The following is a 16,985-nucleotide window of genomic DNA, read 5'->3' as shown; positions in this document are numbered from 1 at the left end:
CAACCCATTCAAATCTTAGGAATCGGCAGGCTTACCCTTTGTCGGCAGATAAGGAGCGCAAGGGATCCGGGATCGACTCGCTAGGAGCCACGAAGCTGCCCATTTCTACAAAAGTCAGGCGCACCTTCAGCCAGCGAATGAAATCCTCGTTGGTTGAGACCACTGCCCCCAGTGGGCCGCTCAGCTTGTCCCGCAAAGGCTTCAACGGTGGGGCTTCCATAAAAGCCGGCTGCGGCACCCAGAAGAAATCGACAGGGCGGCGGCGCTCCTCGTAGTGTCGGCGACGCTCCTCCAGCACCTCTTCCAGGGGCTCAGAACGTAAGAAAGACAGGCTGGCAACGACAAAGTGATAGGTCATCGGCTCGACAACAGACATAAAGTTGCTATGAAGCTGCTAACGATAGAGGCTAGGGCCGGACATCCACGGCTAAGAGGGACCCTTCCCTGCAGGCCCTCTCCCTTAGAAATGGGCAGATTTAAGCAGATGCGGGGCCGGATCGCGGGAGCTACAGAGGAGCCGACAGTCTTCCAACTGCCGCAGGACGGGCAGCCGCGCCATCACTTCTTCAGGCGGCATGGCGTGTTCGGAAGCCTGTTTGAGGGTGGGCAGAGCCTGGGCTGCCCATTCCCGAGCCCAGGTAGTGGACTCAACTGTTTCCTTCTGCTCCAACAGCTCTTGGCAAAGGGCGATTGAGCGCTCCAGGTCACCACTACCCTGATAGGCCATGACCAGAGCCACACGAGCCAAAGCGCAGTCTTCCGGATTTGCCCTAGAGCCATTGCGCTCTTGCTTCTCTTGGATTGAGCAGCAGTAGCAGAACGACTCGAGAAGATTGATCGCCTCCAGGTAGCGCTCCTGCTTGAGAGCAGTGATGCCGGCGCGGAGGGATCCATGGGGGTGGGACATGAGCCTAAGCGGAAGAAAAGAGTTTAGACGGACTTGCGCCCAAGGGTTATCCAGTTAACAACCCGTCTTCTTATCCAAGGTTTCGTGTCTAAAACTACTATACACCCTCTGGACAAGTGACCGCCGATTTACCAGCTAGCGCCGTAGGGCCCCACCTTGCAAGGCGGGGATTAGAAGCTGATATCTTGCCTGCTGGGATGACCTTGTGCCGTCCCTCCCTGGAGGGGCACGGGTGGTCAACCGCCTTAAAAACCCAAGCTAGCTACAGGCGGCGGATTCCCCTAGAAGGGTGCTCAACTTTTGCGGGCCAAGGTGTAGGCGCTGACGTAGTGGGTTTCTCGGCGCAACACTTCACAGCCCGCCTGCTGCAGGCGCGCCCCCAGATCGTCGCGGATGTAGTCCCGGTAGTAGGGTTCGTGGAAGGTTTGCGCAAAAGCTTCCATCGTCTCCTCCAGCTCCGGCGAGTCCAGCAGTTGCACCGAGTCGCAAATGACGATCACGCCCCCCGGCTTCACCACGCGGCTCATCTCGTTGATGACATTTTGGCGGGCTGGGCCGGGCAGCTCGTGGAAGAGAAACACGCTGACAACCGCATCAAAGGTGGCGTCGGCGTAGGGCATGGCCTCGGCGTTGGCGCGGATGAGCTGCGGCAGCTCCCCCGGCAGCTCTTGCAACAGCCGGTTGGCCTTGCGCAGGTAGGCAGGGGAAAGATCCAAACCATACAGCGCGGCTTTGGGCAGGGATCCCCGCAGCAGGCGCAGCGTGCGCCCGGTGCCACAAGCTACATCGAGAATGTGGGGAGCCGACAGGGCGGGATCGAGAGCATCTTTGAGCAGGCGGATCACCCGCCGCCGCATCGCATCTGCCGTGCCACCAAACAGCAGTTCCACCTGCAGGTCGTAGAGCTCAGCCGAGCTGTCGCTCAGGTAGCCGTTGGTTTGGTAATGAAAATTTTGCAGGTAGTATTTTGGATAGCCTTCTGTGGAGATGTCCTGAGAAAACTCTTGGTAGCGCTTGCTGTGTACCCGCTGAGTGATCTGCGGCAGATCCAGCCATACCTGCGGGTAGTAGCGGGCAAAGTCCAGCCAGGGGTTGTCGAAAAGAAGCGCGTGAGGGTAATAACCTGCCTCGGCATCTTGCCAATCGACCTGGAGCAGCCGTTCGTAACGAGCCCGCAACTCTTGCAAAGTAGCTGCGCTGAGCTTCACTCGCTCCCGCGGCGGCAGGGTTTTCCCGGAGGAGAAGCTCTGCAGATCCCTAAGTACCGAGAGCATCAGCTCCGAAGCCTGGGTGGAGAGAGCCTTATGGGCAAAGCCAAAGAGATTTTTACCCCACTGAAAAGTGCGGTAGGCAGCTTCTCCGACTGGAGACGGGATCGGCAGCGACAGCTCGGAGCTCAACTGTAGGCTCATAACCCTGCAAGGTGCGAATGCTTAATGTTTGTTTACGTTAGATTATAGCAAGGCAGCGATGGGAAACCGGCAAGTTCTGGGCCTTGGGAGAGTCGGCGAAGTTGGAGCTGTAGATCGCCAATCACACCCCACTTCCCTAAGAGGGAGAGTACTCTATTGGTGTCCCCGGAAGGACGTCCCCGATGCCCCATGCACTGGAGGAAGGGGCTGAGCAGGTCGAGCAGATGGGAACAGAAAAGGGAGTGCCCCGAGCATGACAGCCAAGACGGTGTTGGTCATTGACGATAGCATCATGATCCGCAAGATGGTGGCCAGCATCTTGGCTGACCAGTTTCAGGTGCTGGAGGCCAAAGATGGCCTAGCGGGCTTGGAGGCTGCCAAAAAACATCACCCCGACCTGATCTTGCTGGATTTTGTCATGCCCAAGATGGACGGCTATGACACATTGCAGGCCATCCGGCAGGAAGAGAGCCTGAAGAATACCCCCGTCATCATCATGTCGGGGATGAAAGAGCAGGTAACAGCCCGCATCCCTGAGCCTTTTGTCGATTTTGACTTCATTGAAAAGCCGTTTGAGGCGGAAGCCCTTCTGGCTCGCATTCAAAAGGCCCTGCAAGTGACCCCGGCGGCTGCGCTGGAGCCCGGATCGGAAACCAACACTCAATTGCTCTTGAACAAGCTCACCGCCATCGAGACGCTGCTCATCCAAGGTACGGAAAACCTCATCCAGCGGGAAGTGGTGACGCGGCTTGCCAGCCTCAACCAGCGCCTGGAGCGTCAGGAATCTTATAGCGCTAACCTGGAAGAGCAGATCCGTAAGCTCACCAGCGAGGTGGAACGGCACAGCCAGGGCCTGGCCTTGATCGTCAGGGAGCTGCGCCATATTCGTAAACTGTTGGGGGGATCCTGATGTCTGAGCGCGCCTATCGGCACCTGGATGCGGTGACGGCCCTGTTCGTGGCCGTGCTGCTGATTTCCAACATCGCCTCCACTAAGATCATGCTTTTGGGGCCGTTTACCTTCGATGGCGGCACCATCCTCTTTCCCCTCAGCTACATTTTCGGCGACATTCTCACGGAGGTCTACGGCTATGCCCGCTCGCGGCGGGTGATCTGGCTGGGGTTTTTCTCGGCGGCCCTGATGTCGGCGACCTTCATGATCGTGGGATCCCTGCCGGCAGCCCCCGACTGGCCCTATCAGGAAGCCTACAACCAGATCCTCGGCCTCACCCCCCGTATTGTGCTGGCCAGCCTGATTGCCTACTGGAGCGGCAGCTTCGCCAATGCCTACGTGCTGGCGCGCCTGAAGGTGTGGACGCGGGGACGCTGGCTGTGGACGCGCACCATCGGCTCCACCCTGGTGGGCCAAGCGGTGGACACGGGCCTGTTTATTCTCATCGCTTTCTGGGGGGTGTTTCCCGGTCTCGTGAGCCTCATCGTCTCCAACTACGTGTTCAAGTGTGCCGTTGAGGCAGTCTGTACGCCTCTGACCTACGCCATCACCGGCTGGCTGAAGCAGCAAGAACAGGAAGACTACTTTGACGTGGCAACCGACTTCAACCCTTTCCGAATGCAGTCTGTATCTAGATAGTTCATCCATCCAGCGGCTGCCCCGACGGATCTGGCCTTGAGAGGGATCCCAGTTTTGGTATAGTCAGAGCGTTATCTATCTTATCTACCCTGCCGCCGGTGCGCAGCGAGCCGGATCAGGTTGGGTAGCCCGGTGTTGTCGGGAGCTTTTATCCAAGACAAGACTTTTGTGAGGGATCCAGACCATGATGCTCATTTTCCAAATTGCTTTGTTGGTGTTGGTGCTGTACAGCTTGCTGCTGGTGGTGGCGGTGCCGGTGCTCTACAGCTCGGCCAGCGACTGGAGCCGGGCCAAGAATGTGATTTTGGTGGGATCCCTGCTTTGGGTGCTGATGGTGATCGGGGTGGGGGTACTCAGTTTCTTTAAGTGATCCTCCCAGCAGGATCCTTCGACGCCCATCCCCCAGGCTCCTGGACGTTCCAGAGCATCAGGGTTGCGACTGTGAGGTTCTGGTGGTGGGGAAAAACTGCGCACCTCCGCACCCGAGTGGGCCCTGGGCGCTCCCGGTGGAAGGGATCCCGCCCCTTACAATGGATAGCAATTCAATCTCATGGCCTTGCTGCTCGCTCGGCCGGCGGCAAGGTGCGCCTGTGCCGAAGTCTTTTGGGAGGTTTGGGTGTTGAGAGCAGTGAAGCGTTCGTGGGGCCTCCGCTTGGCCCGGCTGGGGACGAGGCTGATTTTGGCAGGCTTGTTGGTAGGGGCGCTATCCCCTTTGGCAAAGGCACAGTCGGGCTTTGTCATCACCGGCAGCGAGGGGGTGCCTGTCCTCAGCTATCGGCTGGATTTTCGCGGCATTCGCGGTCGGCTGGATCGCTATCGCCTGAAGATCCCACCGCAGGATGTGGCGGTGGCGGAGGTGCAGATTAGCGCGGATAGGAACTTTGATGCCGTCATCGATCCCCAGAATGTGCGACTAGAAGTGGAGGGCAAGTCGGTGGAGCTGGCGGAAGTGTACTGGAACGAGGAGTTTCGCTCTTTGGAGGTGGTGGCCCGTCAACCCATTGCCGCCGGCCAGGAGATCCGCTTGGTGCTCTCCAATGTGCGCAACCCTTCCGCTGCCGGCATCTACCGGGTAGAGGCGCGGGTACGGGGAACAGAGCCCAACCCGCTCTTCCGCAAGGTGGGCAACTGGCTCATCACCATCGACGATCCGGAGCGGCTCACCTTCTGATGGCCGCTGCCTCTGGCTTCAACAACCCCAAGGGATCCCCATCTCCCCTCTCCCTGAGGGAGAGGGGCCGGGGGTGAGGGCCTCTGGGAGAGGGGCTGGGGGTGGTCGCGTGAGCGGCGCGGAGCGCTTGGGCCTCAGGGAGAGGGGATCTCCCCTCCAGACGGTAGCCTGGCATACAGGGAGAGGTTGTCTTTGGTGCTAGCCGACACCTGGTATCCCAACTGGTGGCAGGCCCTGCTCTTGGGCATGGTGCAGGGGATCACTGAATTTCTGCCCATCAGCAGCACGGCGCACCTGCGGGTGGTTCCGGCTTTGCTGGGCTGGCCAGATGCAGGCGCTTCCTTTGCGGCGGTAATCCAGTTGGGCAGCTTGGGGGCGGTGTTGATCTACTTTGCCTCTGATCTGCGCCAGGTGCTCCTTGGCTCCTGGAAGGCTTGGCAGGAGCGAGATTTCCAGCAGGAGTCTTGGCGGCTGCTCATAGGGATCCTGGTGGGGACGTTGCCGATTGTGGTTGCCGGATGGGCCGTCAAGGCCATCTGGGGATCCCCACCCCGCCAGTTGGGGGTAATTGCTGCTGCCGCCATTGGCTTGGCGCTGGCTTTGGGCTGGGCGGAACGGGTGGGGAAACGCCAGCGAGATCTGCACAGCCTGGGCATTGGGGATGGGCTCTGGGTGGGGCTGGCCCAGGCTTTGGCGTTGATTCCAGGGGTATCCCGCTCCGGTGTGACGCTGACGGCGGCTCTGTTGCTGGATTTGCAGCGCTCGGCTGCCGCCCGCTACTCCTTTTTGCTAGGGATCCCGGCCCTCTTTTTGGCGGGGGTGGCGGAGTTCATCTCCGAGTTTAAGGCAGAGGCGCTGCTGTCGCAGGGGTTGGGGACGCTCTCGGCCTTTGTTTTCTCCTACGGGTCCATCGATTGGCTCATTCGATTTTTGCAGCGCAGCAGCACCTGGCTGTTTATCGCCTACCGGATTGGGTTTGGCCTGTTCATTTTCTTGGGACTGGCCCTGGGGTTCTTGCAACCTTAAGCCGACTTAGCGCCTTGGGCAGGTACTCCCCTAGGTGGGCCGGATCCACCCCTGTTAGACCCCGCTCCCCCGCCAGCTGGATAGCGGCTTGGGCGTGCCACCACACTCCAGCACAGGCACAACTGAGCAGCTCCGCGATCCCCATCGACTGACCCAGTTGGGCCCTTCTGCGCGCCACCAGGCCGCCGATTAAGCCAGTTAGGACATCGCCGCTGCCACCGCGGGCCAAAGCCGGTGTACTCTCCGGGTTGACCCAGCATTCCCCCGTAGGAGAGGCGATGACCGTCCGTGCTCCCTTTAAAACCACCACCGCTCCACTCTGGGCTGCTGCTCTCTGGGCTGCCTCCATGCGATCCGCAAGCGGGATCCCTGGAAAAAGCCGGCGAAACTCCCCCAGGTGGGGGGTGAGGATGGCTTGGATCCCGTTTTCTTGCAAGCGCTCCACCCCCATCTCCGCCAGGGCATTGAGGCCATCGGCGTCGATAACCCAAGGGATCCCGGCCCAATCCTGCAGCAAGCTCTCCAGCAGTCGCCGGCGGGTTTCTCCTAGGCCGGGCCCCACTGCCACCGCCTGGAAAGGTTTTTCGCCCAGCGGCGGCAGAGCCGGGATCCCTTCCCAGGGGTGAACCAAGGCTTCCGGCAAAGTGCTGTGGATGAGCCCCTTCAATTCCGCCGGCACCGCCAGGGTTACCATGCCCACGCCACTGGCGCGGGATCCCAGCCCGGCCAACACCGCCGCCCCGGCATAGGCCGCCGACCCTGCGACCACTAGCAGGGATCCCTGGCGATATTTGTGGGTATCCAAAGGTGGGTCAGGGGGAAAATGGGGCCAAGGGTTCAGCAACAACTGGGGAGCCGCCTCTGCCGGGCAGACCCAAGGGGGGATGCCAAAATCAAGGCGATGCAGCCGTCCCACCCAGGGCAGAGCCGCCTCCTGCCACAGGCCCCGTTTCCAGAGGCCGAGGGCATAGGTGTGGCTGGCGCGGATGCAGCAGCCCCAGATCTCACCTGTCTGGTCGTTGAGGCCAGAAGGCAAGTCCAGGCTGAGGATGGGAATGCTGCTGCCGTTGGCCCACTCCACCGCCCCCGCCCAGGGATCCCCCAGGGGCCGGTTTAGGCCAATACCAAAGAAGGCGTCAATGAGCAGATCGCAGTCGGCCAACGCCTCCACCCGCTCCACAAACTCCGCCCCTAGAGCCCTGAGGTAGCGGGCGTGGTTGGCGGTTAGGGGTTTGAGATCCGGCTTCCCCAGCCAAACCTTTACCCCCTTTTGGGCTAGCCGCAGCTCTCGCCCAACCACCAAGCCGTCGCCGCCATTGTGCCCCGTGCCGCAGAGGATGCCGATGCGCTGCGCCTGGGGAAAATCCTGCCGCAACCGGGCAAAAACGGCCAGCCCCACCTTCTCCATGAGGGCGGCCACGGGCATGCCGGCAGCGAAGATCTCCTCCTCGAGGCGCCGCATCTGCGCCGAGCTGACCAGGGCGGTGGCCGGGTCAAGGGAGTTGAGGACGCTGCGCTGCTGGGGCAAAGAGGGCTCTGGCATGGCGGTCATGGCTGAGGGGGGCTTATGGAGCTCAGCTCGATCACATTCCCGTCGGGATCCCGAACAAACACAGCCGCCCGCCCGGAAGCGCTGGGCTGCACCTCGTAGCCTGCCTGCAGCAAGCGGGCCTTCACCGCCTCCAGATCTTCCACTCCCAGCGCCACGTGGGGATGGCGCCCCCACTTCGCCTTGCTGCCACGACTGGCTTGCTGCCCTTGGTCAAGTGGCTCCTCAGTGACAATCAAATGAATCTGCGAAGACCCCACCTGGTACCAAGCGCCGGGAAAGTTAAAGGGAAACCGTTCTGCCTTGGGGATCCCGAGCACGGTTCCGTAGAAATGCTCAGCCCTGGCCAGATCGCTAACCCAAAGGGCGGTGTGCAGGTGCTGATAGGTGCTCATGACGTTGCTTGGGCGCAAGTTCCTGAAGCTGTCGAGAGAAAGTGTAAGGATTTTCTCCAAAAGACCTGTTCCGCCTGTGCGCTAAGGTGGAACTAGGGCAGCGGCGACGAGAATATCCTCTATCTTGCTTCTTGCCTAGGGGTTGGTCTATGGGATCCCGCACCAAGTTTTTCGGCACCGTCTTGGCCATGCTGGCCGTCAACAGCATCTACATGCAATTGCAGCAGCTTGCCCTGCGGCTGGAAGAAGAGGTAAACCCGGCTCCCTCAGAGCAGGCTGCTCCAGAGTCCCAGAGCAACGCTCAGCCGCCGCATCCCTGGGGTCATCTGGCCCAAGTTTTCCGGCATTGGGTCGAGGCCAGTCCCCTGTAACCCTAGCCTCGGAGCCAAGAGGCAGTTTGCAAAGGGGATCAAACCCCGTACCATAGAGGAGCAGTCTCCCCTTTCTTGCGGTTCACAGTTCGGATACTCACCATGACTCAGCCGTCAGCAGCCTCTGGGCAAAAGCCGATTGTTGTCGCCCCTTCGATTCTTTCGGCGGATTTTAGCCGCTTGGGGGAAGAAGTGCGGGCGGTGGACGAGGCGGGGGCCGACTGGATCCACGTGGACGTCATGGATGGCCGCTTTGTGCCCAATATTACCATCGGCCCGCTGGTGGTGGAAGCGCTGCGCCCGGTTACGGCCAAGCCTCTGGACGTCCACCTGATGATTGTGGAGCCAGAAAAGTATGTGGTCGACTTTGCCAAGGCGGGGGCCGACATCATCTCCGTTCATGCCGAGTCCAGCTCTACCATTCACCTGCACCGCACCCTCAGCCAAATCAAGGATCTGGGCAAACAGGCAGGTGTGGTGCTCAACCCCGCTAGCCCCCTGGAGCTGATCCAGTACGTGCTGGATTTGGTGGATCTGGTCTTGATCATGAGCGTCAACCCCGGCTTTGGCGGCCAGAGCTTCATTCCGGCGGTGGTGCCCAAAATTCGCCAACTGCGGGCCCTGTGCGACGAGCGCGGCCTGGATCCCTGGATTGAAGTAGATGGCGGCCTCAAGGCCAGCAACGCCTGGCAGGTGATCGAGGCAGGGGCCAACGCCATTGTGGCCGGCTCGGCAGTGTTCAAGGCCAAAGACTATGCAGAGGCTATTCGCGCCATTCGCCACAGCCGCCGTCCCGAGCTGGTAACGGTTTGATTTGAGCTTATCGATTCGGGCAAACCCTGCTCTTGTGCTTCTCTCAGGCCAAGGCGCAAAAGATAGGGGGGAAAACCTAGCGCCCCTCACCCTTGGCCCGTTGGGAATGGCCACAGGGATCCCTTCTGGTGGAAGAACGGGCTCGAAATTCTAGCGCAGAGCGGCGGTCTTCTTCTGGGCAGCCGCAGGGGCTGCACCATCCTCTACGGCAGTCTGGCTGAGGCAATGCGGAGGGGCAGAGGTGGGAACGATTGGCTGAGGCGAGGTAGGGCTGAAAAAAACTTGGCAGAACGGCAGGCGGCTGTTGCGCTGAATGTCAGCAAGGTAAGGAGAAGGGATGGTGCCCCAGTAGGCGCCCAGCACCTGCCGGTCGGGATCCTCCGGCAGCACCTGGTAGTGCAACATCAAGCGGTTATCGGGGAACCAAGCGCGAACAAGCCTTTGCAGTTGCCTCAAATTGAAGCCCGGCTCTTCCGGGTTATGAATCAGGTGCATCCCCGCCAAGCGTCCGCCGACAAAATAGGCTTGCACATAAAACCCGCGGGCGTAGAGGGGGGGCTCTGAGGGATCCCGCGATGAAGGGGCATCCGGCAGGTAGAGGGCCTCACCGCCTGGGCGCAGTTGCCAGCGGCTCCAGCGGGGATCCTCGCGGTCGCTAGCAATGGTCTCCCAATTGTTGGCGCGGGCGTAGCTCAAGAAGCGCTCCTCCACCATGCCCAAATAGAGCATTTCCATTTGTAGGGGCAGTCGGGCCCGCGTTTGCAATAGGGGCAGAGTGCGCACTTCTCCTTGCTTGAGCACCAAAACTTCCGCCAAGGCAGGGCGCGGTTCCCACGCCAGCAGCGCCGCCAGGATACCGGCTCCGAGGGCTCTGCCAAGGCCGGCCAGCCCTCGCCGTGCCGAGGCCCGCAGCAACAAGAGAAGGAGTTTGACAGGGGGCAGCTCAAATCGAGGCTGCGCCCCGCCCAACACGGCAACGGAAGCAGAGACGTAAGATGAGATCACGGGGAAATTCGAAGAGCCGGGAAGACAATAGAGGCTATGGATGTCCTATTTTATCCACAGCGCTAGGGTTCTTTGAAAATTTTAATCTGCTGCCCTGGGTGAACTTTCTTGCCGACAGCGGATGGATCAAAACCGGTCTCCAAATGGGCGCGACTGCCGAGAACCTCCCTCCTCGACCGCAGGGCCGGGGCTCGTCGTCATTGCTGGCCCCACCGCCACCGGCAAGTCGCGCCAGGCGCTGCTGCTGGCCCAACGGCTGGGATCTCCGCTGTTAAACGCCGACTCTCGCCAGGTGTACCGGGAGTTCGACATCGGCACCGCCAAGCCCACTCCCGCCGAGCGGGCCCTTTGGCCCCATGAGTTGATTGACTTTGTGGATCCCCGCCACACCTACACCGTGGCCGAGTTCCAACGAGCGGCCCAAGCCCGCATTGCCGAGGCCCATCGGCAGGGACAGACTCCCATTCTGGTGGGGGGGACGGGGCTCTACATCCAATCCATTACTGCAGGGCTGGGGATCCCGGCAGTTCCCCCTCAGCCCCAGTTGCGCGCCCAACTGGAAACGTGGCCGCCCGAGATCCGCTACGCCTGGCTGCAGCAGTTGGATCCCGTGGCCGCTCGGCAGATCCACTCTCATGATGAAGTGCGCACCCTGCGGGCCTTGGAAATTATTTACACCACCGGGAAACCGGCCTCTTGCCTACGGCAGGCCCATCCTCCCCACTACCCCATCTTGATCTTGGGGCTGCGCTGCTCGATGCCCCGTCTGGAACAACGTATTGCCCGGCGCACGGCGGAGATGATGGAGAGGGGGTGGATCGAAGAGGTAAAAACTCTGCGGGAGCGCTATGGGCCGGACTTGCCCCTCTTGCAAACTTTGGGCTATGCGGAGATCGGCGCTTACCTAGAAGGGCGGATCCCAGAGGCGGAGCTGCAGCCTTTGATTGTGCGGCGCACCCGCCAGTTTGCCAAGCGGCAGATGACCTGGTTTCGGGCCATGCCAGGGATCCAGTGGCTGGACTGCGAGGCCGAGGATCTGCCCGAGCAGATCTGGGAGCGGGTTAAAGCCTGGATGGCAGCTCAGACCACTGCTGAAACCACTCCCGCCGCCGCTGAGCATCGGCTTTCCGATCGGTGAGGATCTCCAACACTCGCACCCCTTGGGCGGGCAAGGGATCCAAGGCTTGGGCCAGCTCTTCCCAAGTCTCTAGCCGCCGGTGGGGAATGCCGTGAGCCTGGCAGAGGAGGGCAAAATCCACCGCCTGGGGAGTGGCGAAGTAGGGCTCAAAGGGTGGGCCCGCCTCAGCAATGGGCAGCAGCTCGAAAATCCCACCCCCCCGGTTGTTGATGAGGAGGATGGTCAGGGATCCCTGCAGGTAAGGGCTAAGCCGCAGGCCGCCGCAGTCGTGCAAAAAGGCCAGATCCCCGGTCAGCAACACCGTCGGGCGCTGGCGGTGGGCCACCCCGAAGGCGGTCGAGAGAATGCCGTCAATGCCGTTGGTGCCGCGGTTGAAGTAGGGCCGGATGCGGCGGTCGTTGGGCGGCCAAAACCACTCCACATCCCGCACCGGCGTGCTGTTGGCAATCACCAGGGGCGTCTCCGGCGGCAGGTGGTGGGCCAGCCACCAGGCGATCTTGCCCTCAAACCACTCCGGCAGGTCAGCCATGGTCTGGTCTAGGGTGGCGCGGATTTGCGCTTCGGCTGTCAGCCAGCCCTGCAGAAAAGCTGTTCGGGGGGCTGGAGTTTTGAATGTTGCTTCCGGGATCCCGGCGGCCAGCTCTTCCACAGCAAAGGGCAAATGGGTGGTGGGGTTGTGCAGAGGATCCCCGTTCTCGGGCCGGGGATCGAGCAGCCAGGTGCGGGGGCGAGCTTTGGCCAGGGTTTGCCGCAGCGCTTTGCTGGTGGGCAGGGATCCCAGTTGGATGACTTGTTCCGGCCAGAGCTGGGGGCCATCCTGCTGCAGGAGGAGGTCATAGGTGGTGATGAGATAGGGGTTGAGGGAAGCGTAGTTGCGCAGAGGGGAGAGTCCCTCCGCCAACACCGGCCAGCCCAGGGCCAGCGCCAAGCGGGCCACCGCTTCTGCATAACGCTGGGGATCCGCCGGTTGGGCCGGCCCCGCCAAGATCACCCCCCGCTCACAGCCGCGCCACTCCTGCCAAAAGGAAGCTGTTGACGCGAACGCAGAACCGGCAGCCAGGCCAGATGGGGGGATAACCCCGCGGAAAAAGGTCTTCTCAAACTCCGGATCTTCCTGCAAATGAACCAGGGGCGCAGTGCTGCCATCGGCAACGGGAGCTAGGGGATCTCGCAAGGGCACATTCAAATGCACAGGGCCGGGAAAGGGGTAAAGCGTGCGCTCCCAGGCGTGAACCAGGGCTTGGCGGAGATAGGCCAGGGCTTCTGGCTCCGCGCTGGGCAGGGCCAATTCCGCTTGCCAGTTGGGGTAGTGACCGTAGAGCTTCACCTGGTCGATAGTCTGCCCGGCGCGGCAGTGGCGCAGCTCTGGGGGCCGATCCGCCGTCAGGATCAACAGGGAAAACCCACTTTCGGCTGCCTCAAGGAGAGCCGGGAAAAAATGGGCGCCGGCGCTGCCGGAAGTACACACCAGAGGGATGGGCTGCCGAGTTCGCTGGGCCAAGCCGAGGGCAAAAAAGGCCGCCGACCGCTCATCCAGCACCGGAATGGCCTCGATCTCCGGATGCTGCGCCAGGGCATAGGTGAGGGGGGCAGAGCGGGATCCCGGGCACACCACCGCCAGGCGACAGCCCAGCCGGCTCAGGGTCTCGGCCAACAGGGATCCCCAGAGGGCGTTGAGGTTGCGCCAATCCAGCCGCCTTGGCGAGACAAAGTTTTCACCGGTCACAGCGGAGTCAACGTGTTGAGATCAAATCGGGATCCCGGCGGCAAAAAGTGAAGGCGGGCATTGTGCAGCCGAAAATACTCGTCCGCTGCCGCCTCCTGAACGGTCGAGTACAGTTGCGTCCCGTCCACAATCGTCACCGTGCCCAAGCCGATTACCTCCATCACATTGTTGGCCTGGATCACCACCGCCGTATTCTCATCGATGCCGATGCCCAGACACTGGGGGTAGTGGGCCACCGCTGTAACCAACCGCACCAGGCGATTGCGCTGATGGAAGTGCTGATCGATGATGACGCGAGGCAAAAGGCCCAGGCCCGTCTTCACCGTTACAATTGCCGGCGTGGGAGGTTCCCCGCTGTAGCCGCGGGAGATCATCTGCTGTCCCAAGGCAGAAGCTCCGGCGCTGGTTCCGGCAATCACCGTCTGTCCTCGCTGCCACTGCTGCCGAATGGCCTCCATCAACTCGCTGTGGGCCAGCACCTCCGCCAGCCGCTCCTGATCCCCACCCGTGAAGTAGATGCCGGTGGAGGAGCGGATTTTCTCGACGTTATCGGGATCCCTCGCCTCCATCGGGTTGCGGATATCCAGCACCTGCAGGCTGGCCGCCCCCATCTGCTGAAAAATATTGGCGTAGACCTCCCCCAGCACCGCCGGGATCCCAGAAGCCGCAGGCACGATGGTGATGTGGGCCGACCTTCCCCCCGCTCGGCGGAAGAACTCCCAAAGGATGTGGCATTCCTTTTCCTTGTCCTCTGCTCCCCCAACGGCAATGAGGTCGGAACGGGCGATGCTGGGATCCCTCACGGTAGGGTAGGGTTGGGCAGCGTGGGTCGGGGTGGAAGGAACTCCGTTCCACCCCAGCTCACGGTGGGCAGCAGAGACATCAGGCAAATGGGGCATGGAGCGCGAGAAAGATTAAAATGGACACATTTCACTTTCACTATGCTACGGCTTGAGATTCGGTTTGGCGCAGCGCCATTCCAGATTTCACGGCGGAGCTAGGAGTGGGTTAGGGGTCGCGAAAGGGGGAATAATGTTCATAAGAACACCCCTCGTTTCGTCCTTCGGTTACCCAGCGGGAGCATCCATGGCCAGAAAACCTGACGGATACCTTGTCCACATCATGCTGGAAGGTGGACAAACCATGCAAGTGCGGGTCAAAGAGGCCAGAGAATACACAGAGTTGATCAACAACCTGATGGTGGGCGGCGAAGAGTTCATCACCTTGCCCAAGCAGATGGACAATGAGTACATGATTGTGCGTCCGCAGCGGGTCTCGGGCGTGTCGGTGGAGGCGATCTACGCTTCCAGCGTCGGCATCGACCTATAGAGCTCAAGGTCAGGGATCCCTTGAGGGTCGTCGGCCTAAGTTACAACACAAAGCCCCCACCACCGGGGGCAGGGGCTGCCAGAGAACTAGACCCCGCAGGATCTAGAACTTCCCTACCGACAGGTTAGATCTGCGGGGGCAGGATCACCTTGTCGATGACGTGGATGACGCCGTTGACGGCCTCGATATCCGCGGTCACCACGTTGGCATCGTTGACCTTGACTCCATCAGCCAAAGAGATCTCCACAGGGGATCCCTCGACCGTGACCACTTCCCCAGCTTTCAGATCGTTGGAGAGAACTTTGCCGGGCACCACATGGTAGGTGAGAATCTGGGTCAATTGCTCACGGTTTTCCGGCAAGAGCAACTTCTCCAAAGTGCCTTCCGGCAGCGCTGCAAAGGCCTCGTCGGTGGGAGCAAAAACGGTGAAGGGGCCTTCCCCAGCCAGTACCTCCACCAAGTCGGCAGCCTCCAAGGCTTGGATCAACGTGGTGAAAGAGCCGGCCTCAGCTGAGGGATCCGTTACGTTTACTTACATTTATTGTTTTGTTTGTTCAAGTTAGCGATCCATTGGCAGCGCAAAAGCCGACGCCCTCGACGTGTCGGGCGAAGGGATCAACGAGCTGGTGATCTCGTAACGATCTCGGCCGTCGTGCCTACTCTTCTTCTGCCTCGAAGTCTTCGCTGTAGTCGTCCCCGATCAAGTCGTCGATGTCGTCGATGTCTTCTTCCAAAACAGCCCCAGAGACTTCAATAGGCTGCTCGATCAACCGGCCTTGCTGGCGCAACCAATCGAGAATGGAAAGGCTACTAGGGGAGGGCACCACTGTTGGCGGTTGATTGCGGGGTTCTTCGCGTAGAGAGGGATTGAAGTACATGCCGTACGCAGAAGGGGTAGTTATCGACAAAGAGAAAGCCGCCCGGGCTGATCCCAGCCCAACAGAGAGATGCAGGCTTGCCATCAGCTGTCTTTTAGCTTAGCCTACCGCTGCCAGGCTTGCAAAAAGCGGTGCAGCACCTGCTCCAGCTCAACGGCTCGTGCCGCCTTGAACAGCAACCGATCCCCGGCTTGCACCTGATCTAGCAAAACTTGCAGCACTGCCGCTGCATCCCCGCAGCGTTCTGCCTGGGCTGCCGGTTTTTGGTCGAGCAGCGGCTGCATTTCTCCTTCCGGATCCAGGAGCAAAACCCAATCCAACCCCAAAGGGGCAGCCGCTCGTCCCACCTCTGCATAGAGCTGAGGTGCATGCTCTCCCAGTTCCCGCATGGGGCCGAGAACGGCCCAGCGTCGTCTCCCTGGGGTTTGAGCCAATAGGTGCAGAGCCGCTATCATCGCTTCCGGCGAGGCATTGTAGGTTTCATCCCAGATTTCCACATCTCCTGCCAGCTTGAGATGGCGATTGCGCCCCTCCAGAGGCGTGGGCAAGGCGATGGGTTCTCGGAGCGGCTCCCAATCCAGCCCCAAGCTGCGCACAGTCGCCAGCACCCCCATCCAGTTGAGGGCGTGGTGTCTTCCGGGCAGGGGCACCGGCAGGGTCAGGCCCGCCACGGTTACCGTTTGGGCTTGGGGATCCCATTCTCCTCGCAGGTCTCCTCGCTCCAGGCCATAGGTGAGGGTTGGTCCCGACCCCAGGCCGGCGGCGGTGGACAACAGCAAGGGATCTTCTCCGTTGAGCAGGGCCACTCCCTGCCCCAGCTCCTGTAGCAGCTCGCACTTGGCGGCGGCAATGGCGGCGCGGGATCCCAGCCTGCCGATGTGGGCGGTGCCGATGTGGGTAATCAAGGCGTGGGTGGGCCGGGCCATCTGCGCCAGGCGGCGAATTTCCCCAGGGCCGCGCATGGCCATTTCCAGAACCGCAAACTGATGTTCCGGCTGCAGCCGCAGCAGCGTTTGCGCCACGCCAATGTCGTTGTTGTGGTTAGCCTCGCTTTTGAGAACGCTGCCGTAGCGGGATAGGGCAGCCGCCAGCATTTCCTTGGTGGTGGTTTTGCCGGCTGAGCCGGTGATGGCCACCACCGGGATGGAGAATTGCTCCCGCCAGCCCCTGGCAAGGCGCTGATAGGCCCTCAGCGTGTCTGAAACCTGAAAATGAGGGCCTGAGGTCGGACGCTGGCTGATGACGGCAACGGCTCCCTTGCTCAGGGCTTGCGGAATAAAATCGTGTCCGTCGAAGCGTTCCCCCCGCAGCGCCACAAAAACGGATCCCGGCTGCAACTGGCGGCTGTCGGTGCAGAGGGCCTGAACCGGCAACCCCAACAGATGGGGATCTCCCCGGAGAGGGGTTTGCAGCAGATCGGCTACAGCTTGTAAGGTCAGCATCGGGCATTCTTCATAATCATTTCAAGTCATTGAGACAGTTCCCAAGCGCTCCCTCACCCCCAGCCCCTCTCCTAGCGGGAGCGCTCCCTCACCCCCGGCCCCTCTCCCAGCGGGAGCGCTCCCTCACCCCCGGCCCCTCTCCCAGCGGGAGCGCTCCCTCACCCCCGGCCCCTCTCCTAGCGGGAGCGCTCCCTCACCCCCGGCCCCTCTCCTAGCGGGAGCGCTCCCTCACC

19 protein-coding genes and 1 pseudogene are annotated in these 16,985 nt (G+C 61.2%); 9 read left to right on the top strand and 11 right to left on the bottom strand.

The genetic code is table 11. The annotated features are described in order from the left end of the window. Positions 1 to 31 precede the first annotated feature (31 nt). The 3 genes from NW826_RS06835 to NW826_RS06825 form a co-directional block, all read right to left on the bottom strand. The gene (locus NW826_RS06835) at positions 32 to 376 is read right to left on the bottom strand and encodes an MgPME-cyclase complex family protein (protein ID WP_414334055.1); all 345 of its coding nucleotides are present in this window, start codon (positions 374 to 376) and stop codon (positions 32 to 34) included. Positions 377 to 460: 84 nt separating this feature from the next. Continuing rightward, entirely contained in the window at positions 461 to 907 is a 447-nt protein-coding gene (locus NW826_RS06830; protein WP_414334056.1) for a hypothetical protein, read from the bottom strand. A gap of 293 nt (positions 908 to 1,200) precedes the next feature. Beyond that, positions 1,201 to 2,319 carry a class I SAM-dependent methyltransferase gene (locus NW826_RS06825; RefSeq protein ID WP_414334057.1) on the bottom strand — a complete coding sequence of 373 codons (1,119 nt, stop codon included), beginning with the start codon at positions 2,317 to 2,319 and terminating at the stop codon, positions 1,201 to 1,203. A gap of 253 nt (positions 2,320 to 2,572) precedes the next feature. Between NW826_RS06825 and NW826_RS06820 the strand changes: the two genes are divergently transcribed. From NW826_RS06820 to NW826_RS06800, 5 genes are all read left to right on the top strand, one after another. Then, on the top strand, positions 2,573 to 3,229 hold the full coding sequence (locus NW826_RS06820; RefSeq protein WP_414334058.1) for a response regulator: 657 nt from the start codon (positions 2,573 to 2,575) through the stop codon (positions 3,227 to 3,229). Then, positions 3,229 to 3,909, top strand: a complete 681-nt coding sequence (locus NW826_RS06815) for a queuosine precursor transporter (RefSeq protein ID WP_414509750.1) — start codon at positions 3,229 to 3,231, stop codon at positions 3,907 to 3,909. The genes NW826_RS06820 and NW826_RS06815 overlap by 1 nt, the downstream gene beginning before the upstream one ends. A 184-nt stretch (positions 3,910 to 4,093) precedes the next feature. Continuing rightward, positions 4,094 to 4,279, top strand: coding sequence for a photosystem II reaction center protein PsbZ (gene psbZ / locus NW826_RS06810; protein WP_414334060.1), 186 nt, complete (start codon positions 4,094 to 4,096; stop codon positions 4,277 to 4,279). Between the two features lie 180 nt (positions 4,280 to 4,459). Continuing rightward, positions 4,460 to 5,080 carry a DUF2808 domain-containing protein gene (locus tag NW826_RS06805; RefSeq protein WP_414348942.1) on the top strand — a complete coding sequence of 207 codons (621 nt, stop codon included), beginning with the start codon at positions 4,460 to 4,462 and terminating at the stop codon, positions 5,078 to 5,080. Between the two features lie 192 nt (positions 5,081 to 5,272). Further along, positions 5,273 to 6,106: an undecaprenyl-diphosphate phosphatase gene (locus tag NW826_RS06800; protein WP_414509778.1), complete on the top strand. Its 834-nt coding sequence runs from the start codon at positions 5,273 to 5,275 to the stop codon at positions 6,104 to 6,106. Here NW826_RS06800 and NW826_RS06795 read toward each other — a convergent pair. Both NW826_RS06795 and NW826_RS06790 read right to left on the bottom strand, forming a co-directional pair. Then, positions 6,066 to 7,649: an NAD(P)H-hydrate dehydratase gene (locus tag NW826_RS06795; protein WP_414509749.1), complete on the bottom strand. Its 1,584-nt coding sequence runs from the start codon at positions 7,647 to 7,649 to the stop codon at positions 6,066 to 6,068. The two genes, NW826_RS06800 and NW826_RS06795, sit on opposite strands and share 41 nt — an antisense overlap. Positions 7,650 to 7,654: 5 nt before the next feature. Next, positions 7,655 to 8,050: a VOC family protein gene (locus tag NW826_RS06790; protein ID WP_414348853.1), complete on the bottom strand. Its 396-nt coding sequence runs from the start codon at positions 8,048 to 8,050 to the stop codon at positions 7,655 to 7,657. Between the two features lie 149 nt (positions 8,051 to 8,199). On the opposite strand from NW826_RS06790, the gene NW826_RS06785 reads away from it, so the two are divergent. Together NW826_RS06785 and rpe are read left to right on the top strand one after the other, a co-directional pair. Further along, a complete protein-coding gene (locus tag NW826_RS06785; protein WP_414509748.1) occupies positions 8,200 to 8,421 on the top strand; it encodes a hypothetical protein in 222 nt (73 codons plus the stop codon). Positions 8,422 to 8,523: 102 nt separating this feature from the next. After that, positions 8,524 to 9,234: a ribulose-phosphate 3-epimerase gene (gene rpe / locus NW826_RS06780; RefSeq protein ID WP_414509747.1), complete on the top strand. Its 711-nt coding sequence runs from the start codon at positions 8,524 to 8,526 to the stop codon at positions 9,232 to 9,234. A gap of 150 nt (positions 9,235 to 9,384) precedes the next feature. Here the strand turns inward: rpe and NW826_RS06775 are convergent, their stop codons facing one another. Further along, positions 9,385 to 10,239, bottom strand: coding sequence for a hypothetical protein (locus NW826_RS06775; RefSeq protein WP_414509746.1), 855 nt, complete (start codon positions 10,237 to 10,239; stop codon positions 9,385 to 9,387). A 121-nt stretch (positions 10,240 to 10,360) separates the two neighbouring features. Here NW826_RS06775 and miaA point away from each other — a divergent pair, with 121 nt between their 5' ends. Continuing rightward, complete coding sequence (miaA, locus tag NW826_RS06770; RefSeq protein ID WP_414509745.1) at positions 10,361 to 11,377, top strand: tRNA (adenosine(37)-N6)-dimethylallyltransferase MiaA; 1,017 nt, start codon at positions 10,361 to 10,363, stop codon at positions 11,375 to 11,377. On the opposite strand, the gene menD is transcribed toward miaA, so the two are convergent. Both menD and NW826_RS06760 read right to left on the bottom strand, forming a co-directional pair. Further along, on the bottom strand, positions 11,301 to 13,103 hold the full coding sequence (gene menD, locus NW826_RS06765; protein WP_414509744.1) for a 2-succinyl-5-enolpyruvyl-6-hydroxy-3-cyclohexene-1-carboxylic-acid synthase: 1,803 nt from the start codon (positions 13,101 to 13,103) through the stop codon (positions 11,301 to 11,303). The two genes, miaA and menD, sit on opposite strands and share 77 nt — an antisense overlap. Next, complete coding sequence (locus NW826_RS06760) at positions 13,100 to 14,002, bottom strand: cyanophycinase (RefSeq protein ID WP_414367994.1); 903 nt, start codon at positions 14,000 to 14,002, stop codon at positions 13,100 to 13,102. The genes menD and NW826_RS06760 overlap by 4 nt, the downstream gene beginning before the upstream one ends. Positions 14,003 to 14,189: 187 nt before the next feature. Between NW826_RS06760 and NW826_RS06755 the strand changes: the two genes are divergently transcribed. Further along, positions 14,190 to 14,432 (top strand): hypothetical protein, encoded by a 243-nt coding sequence (locus tag NW826_RS06755; RefSeq protein WP_011433628.1) that lies wholly within the window; start codon positions 14,190 to 14,192, stop codon positions 14,430 to 14,432. A gap of 124 nt (positions 14,433 to 14,556) precedes the next feature. Here NW826_RS06755 and NW826_RS06750 read toward each other — a convergent pair. The 3 genes and pseudogenes from NW826_RS06750 to NW826_RS06740 form a co-directional block, all read right to left on the bottom strand. Further along, positions 14,557 to 14,928: pseudogene (locus tag NW826_RS06750) on the bottom strand (fasciclin domain-containing protein); the annotation flags it as partial. Positions 14,929 to 15,088: 160 nt separating this feature from the next. Continuing rightward, positions 15,089 to 15,310 carry a DUF3134 family protein gene (locus NW826_RS06745; protein ID WP_414337549.1) on the bottom strand — a complete coding sequence of 74 codons (222 nt, stop codon included), beginning with the start codon at positions 15,308 to 15,310 and terminating at the stop codon, positions 15,089 to 15,091. A 104-nt stretch (positions 15,311 to 15,414) separates the two neighbouring features. Continuing rightward, on the bottom strand, positions 15,415 to 16,752 hold the full coding sequence (locus tag NW826_RS06740; protein WP_414348847.1) for a UDP-N-acetylmuramoyl-tripeptide--D-alanyl-D-alanine ligase: 1,338 nt from the start codon (positions 16,750 to 16,752) through the stop codon (positions 15,415 to 15,417). Positions 16,753 to 16,985: the final 233 nt, after the last annotated feature.

The sequence above is a fragment of the Synechococcus sp. OH20 genome, from assembly GCF_047502685.1.
Classification (GTDB): domain Bacteria; phylum Cyanobacteriota; class Cyanobacteriia; order Thermostichales; family Thermostichaceae; genus Thermostichus.
Note: the sequence above shows the minus strand (reverse complement) of the source record. Positions and strands in the feature narration are given on the sequence as shown.

What these genes read in the sequence shown, in the direction of transcription:
- NW826_RS06785 (WP_414509748.1), top strand. Translation starts at nt 8,200, where the DNA reads ATGGGATCCCGCACCAAGTTTTTCGGCACCGTCTTGGCCATGCTGGCC.
- NW826_RS06835 (WP_414334055.1), bottom strand. Translation starts at nt 376, where the DNA reads ATGTCTGTTGTCGAGCCGATGACCTATCACTTTGTCGTTGCCAGCCTG.
- NW826_RS06790 (WP_414348853.1), bottom strand. Translation starts at nt 8,050, where the DNA reads ATGAGCACCTATCAGCACCTGCACACCGCCCTTTGGGTTAGCGATCTG.
- rpe (WP_414509747.1), top strand. Translation starts at nt 8,524, where the DNA reads ATGACTCAGCCGTCAGCAGCCTCTGGGCAAAAGCCGATTGTTGTCGCC.
- NW826_RS06795 (WP_414509749.1), bottom strand. Translation starts at nt 7,649, where the DNA reads ATGCCAGAGCCCTCTTTGCCCCAGCAGCGCAGCGTCCTCAACTCCCTT.
- NW826_RS06760 (WP_414367994.1), bottom strand. Translation starts at nt 14,002, where the DNA reads ATGCCCCATTTGCCTGATGTCTCTGCTGCCCACCGTGAGCTGGGGTGG.
- miaA (WP_414509745.1), top strand. Translation starts at nt 10,361, where the DNA reads ATGGATCAAAACCGGTCTCCAAATGGGCGCGACTGCCGAGAACCTCCC.
- NW826_RS06820 (WP_414334058.1), top strand. Translation starts at nt 2,573, where the DNA reads ATGACAGCCAAGACGGTGTTGGTCATTGACGATAGCATCATGATCCGC.
- NW826_RS06740 (WP_414348847.1), bottom strand. Translation starts at nt 16,752, where the DNA reads ATGCTGACCTTACAAGCTGTAGCCGATCTGCTGCAAACCCCTCTCCGG.
- NW826_RS06755 (WP_011433628.1), top strand. Translation starts at nt 14,190, where the DNA reads ATGGCCAGAAAACCTGACGGATACCTTGTCCACATCATGCTGGAAGGT.
- NW826_RS06745 (WP_414337549.1), bottom strand. Translation starts at nt 15,310, where the DNA reads ATGTACTTCAATCCCTCTCTACGCGAAGAACCCCGCAATCAACCGCCA.
- psbZ (WP_414334060.1), top strand. Translation starts at nt 4,094, where the DNA reads ATGATGCTCATTTTCCAAATTGCTTTGTTGGTGTTGGTGCTGTACAGC.
- NW826_RS06830 (WP_414334056.1), bottom strand. Translation starts at nt 907, where the DNA reads ATGTCCCACCCCCATGGATCCCTCCGCGCCGGCATCACTGCTCTCAAG.
- NW826_RS06815 (WP_414509750.1), top strand. Translation starts at nt 3,229, where the DNA reads ATGTCTGAGCGCGCCTATCGGCACCTGGATGCGGTGACGGCCCTGTTC.
- NW826_RS06825 (WP_414334057.1), bottom strand. Translation starts at nt 2,319, where the DNA reads ATGAGCCTACAGTTGAGCTCCGAGCTGTCGCTGCCGATCCCGTCTCCA.
- NW826_RS06805 (WP_414348942.1), top strand. Translation starts at nt 4,460, where the DNA reads ATGGCCTTGCTGCTCGCTCGGCCGGCGGCAAGGTGCGCCTGTGCCGAA.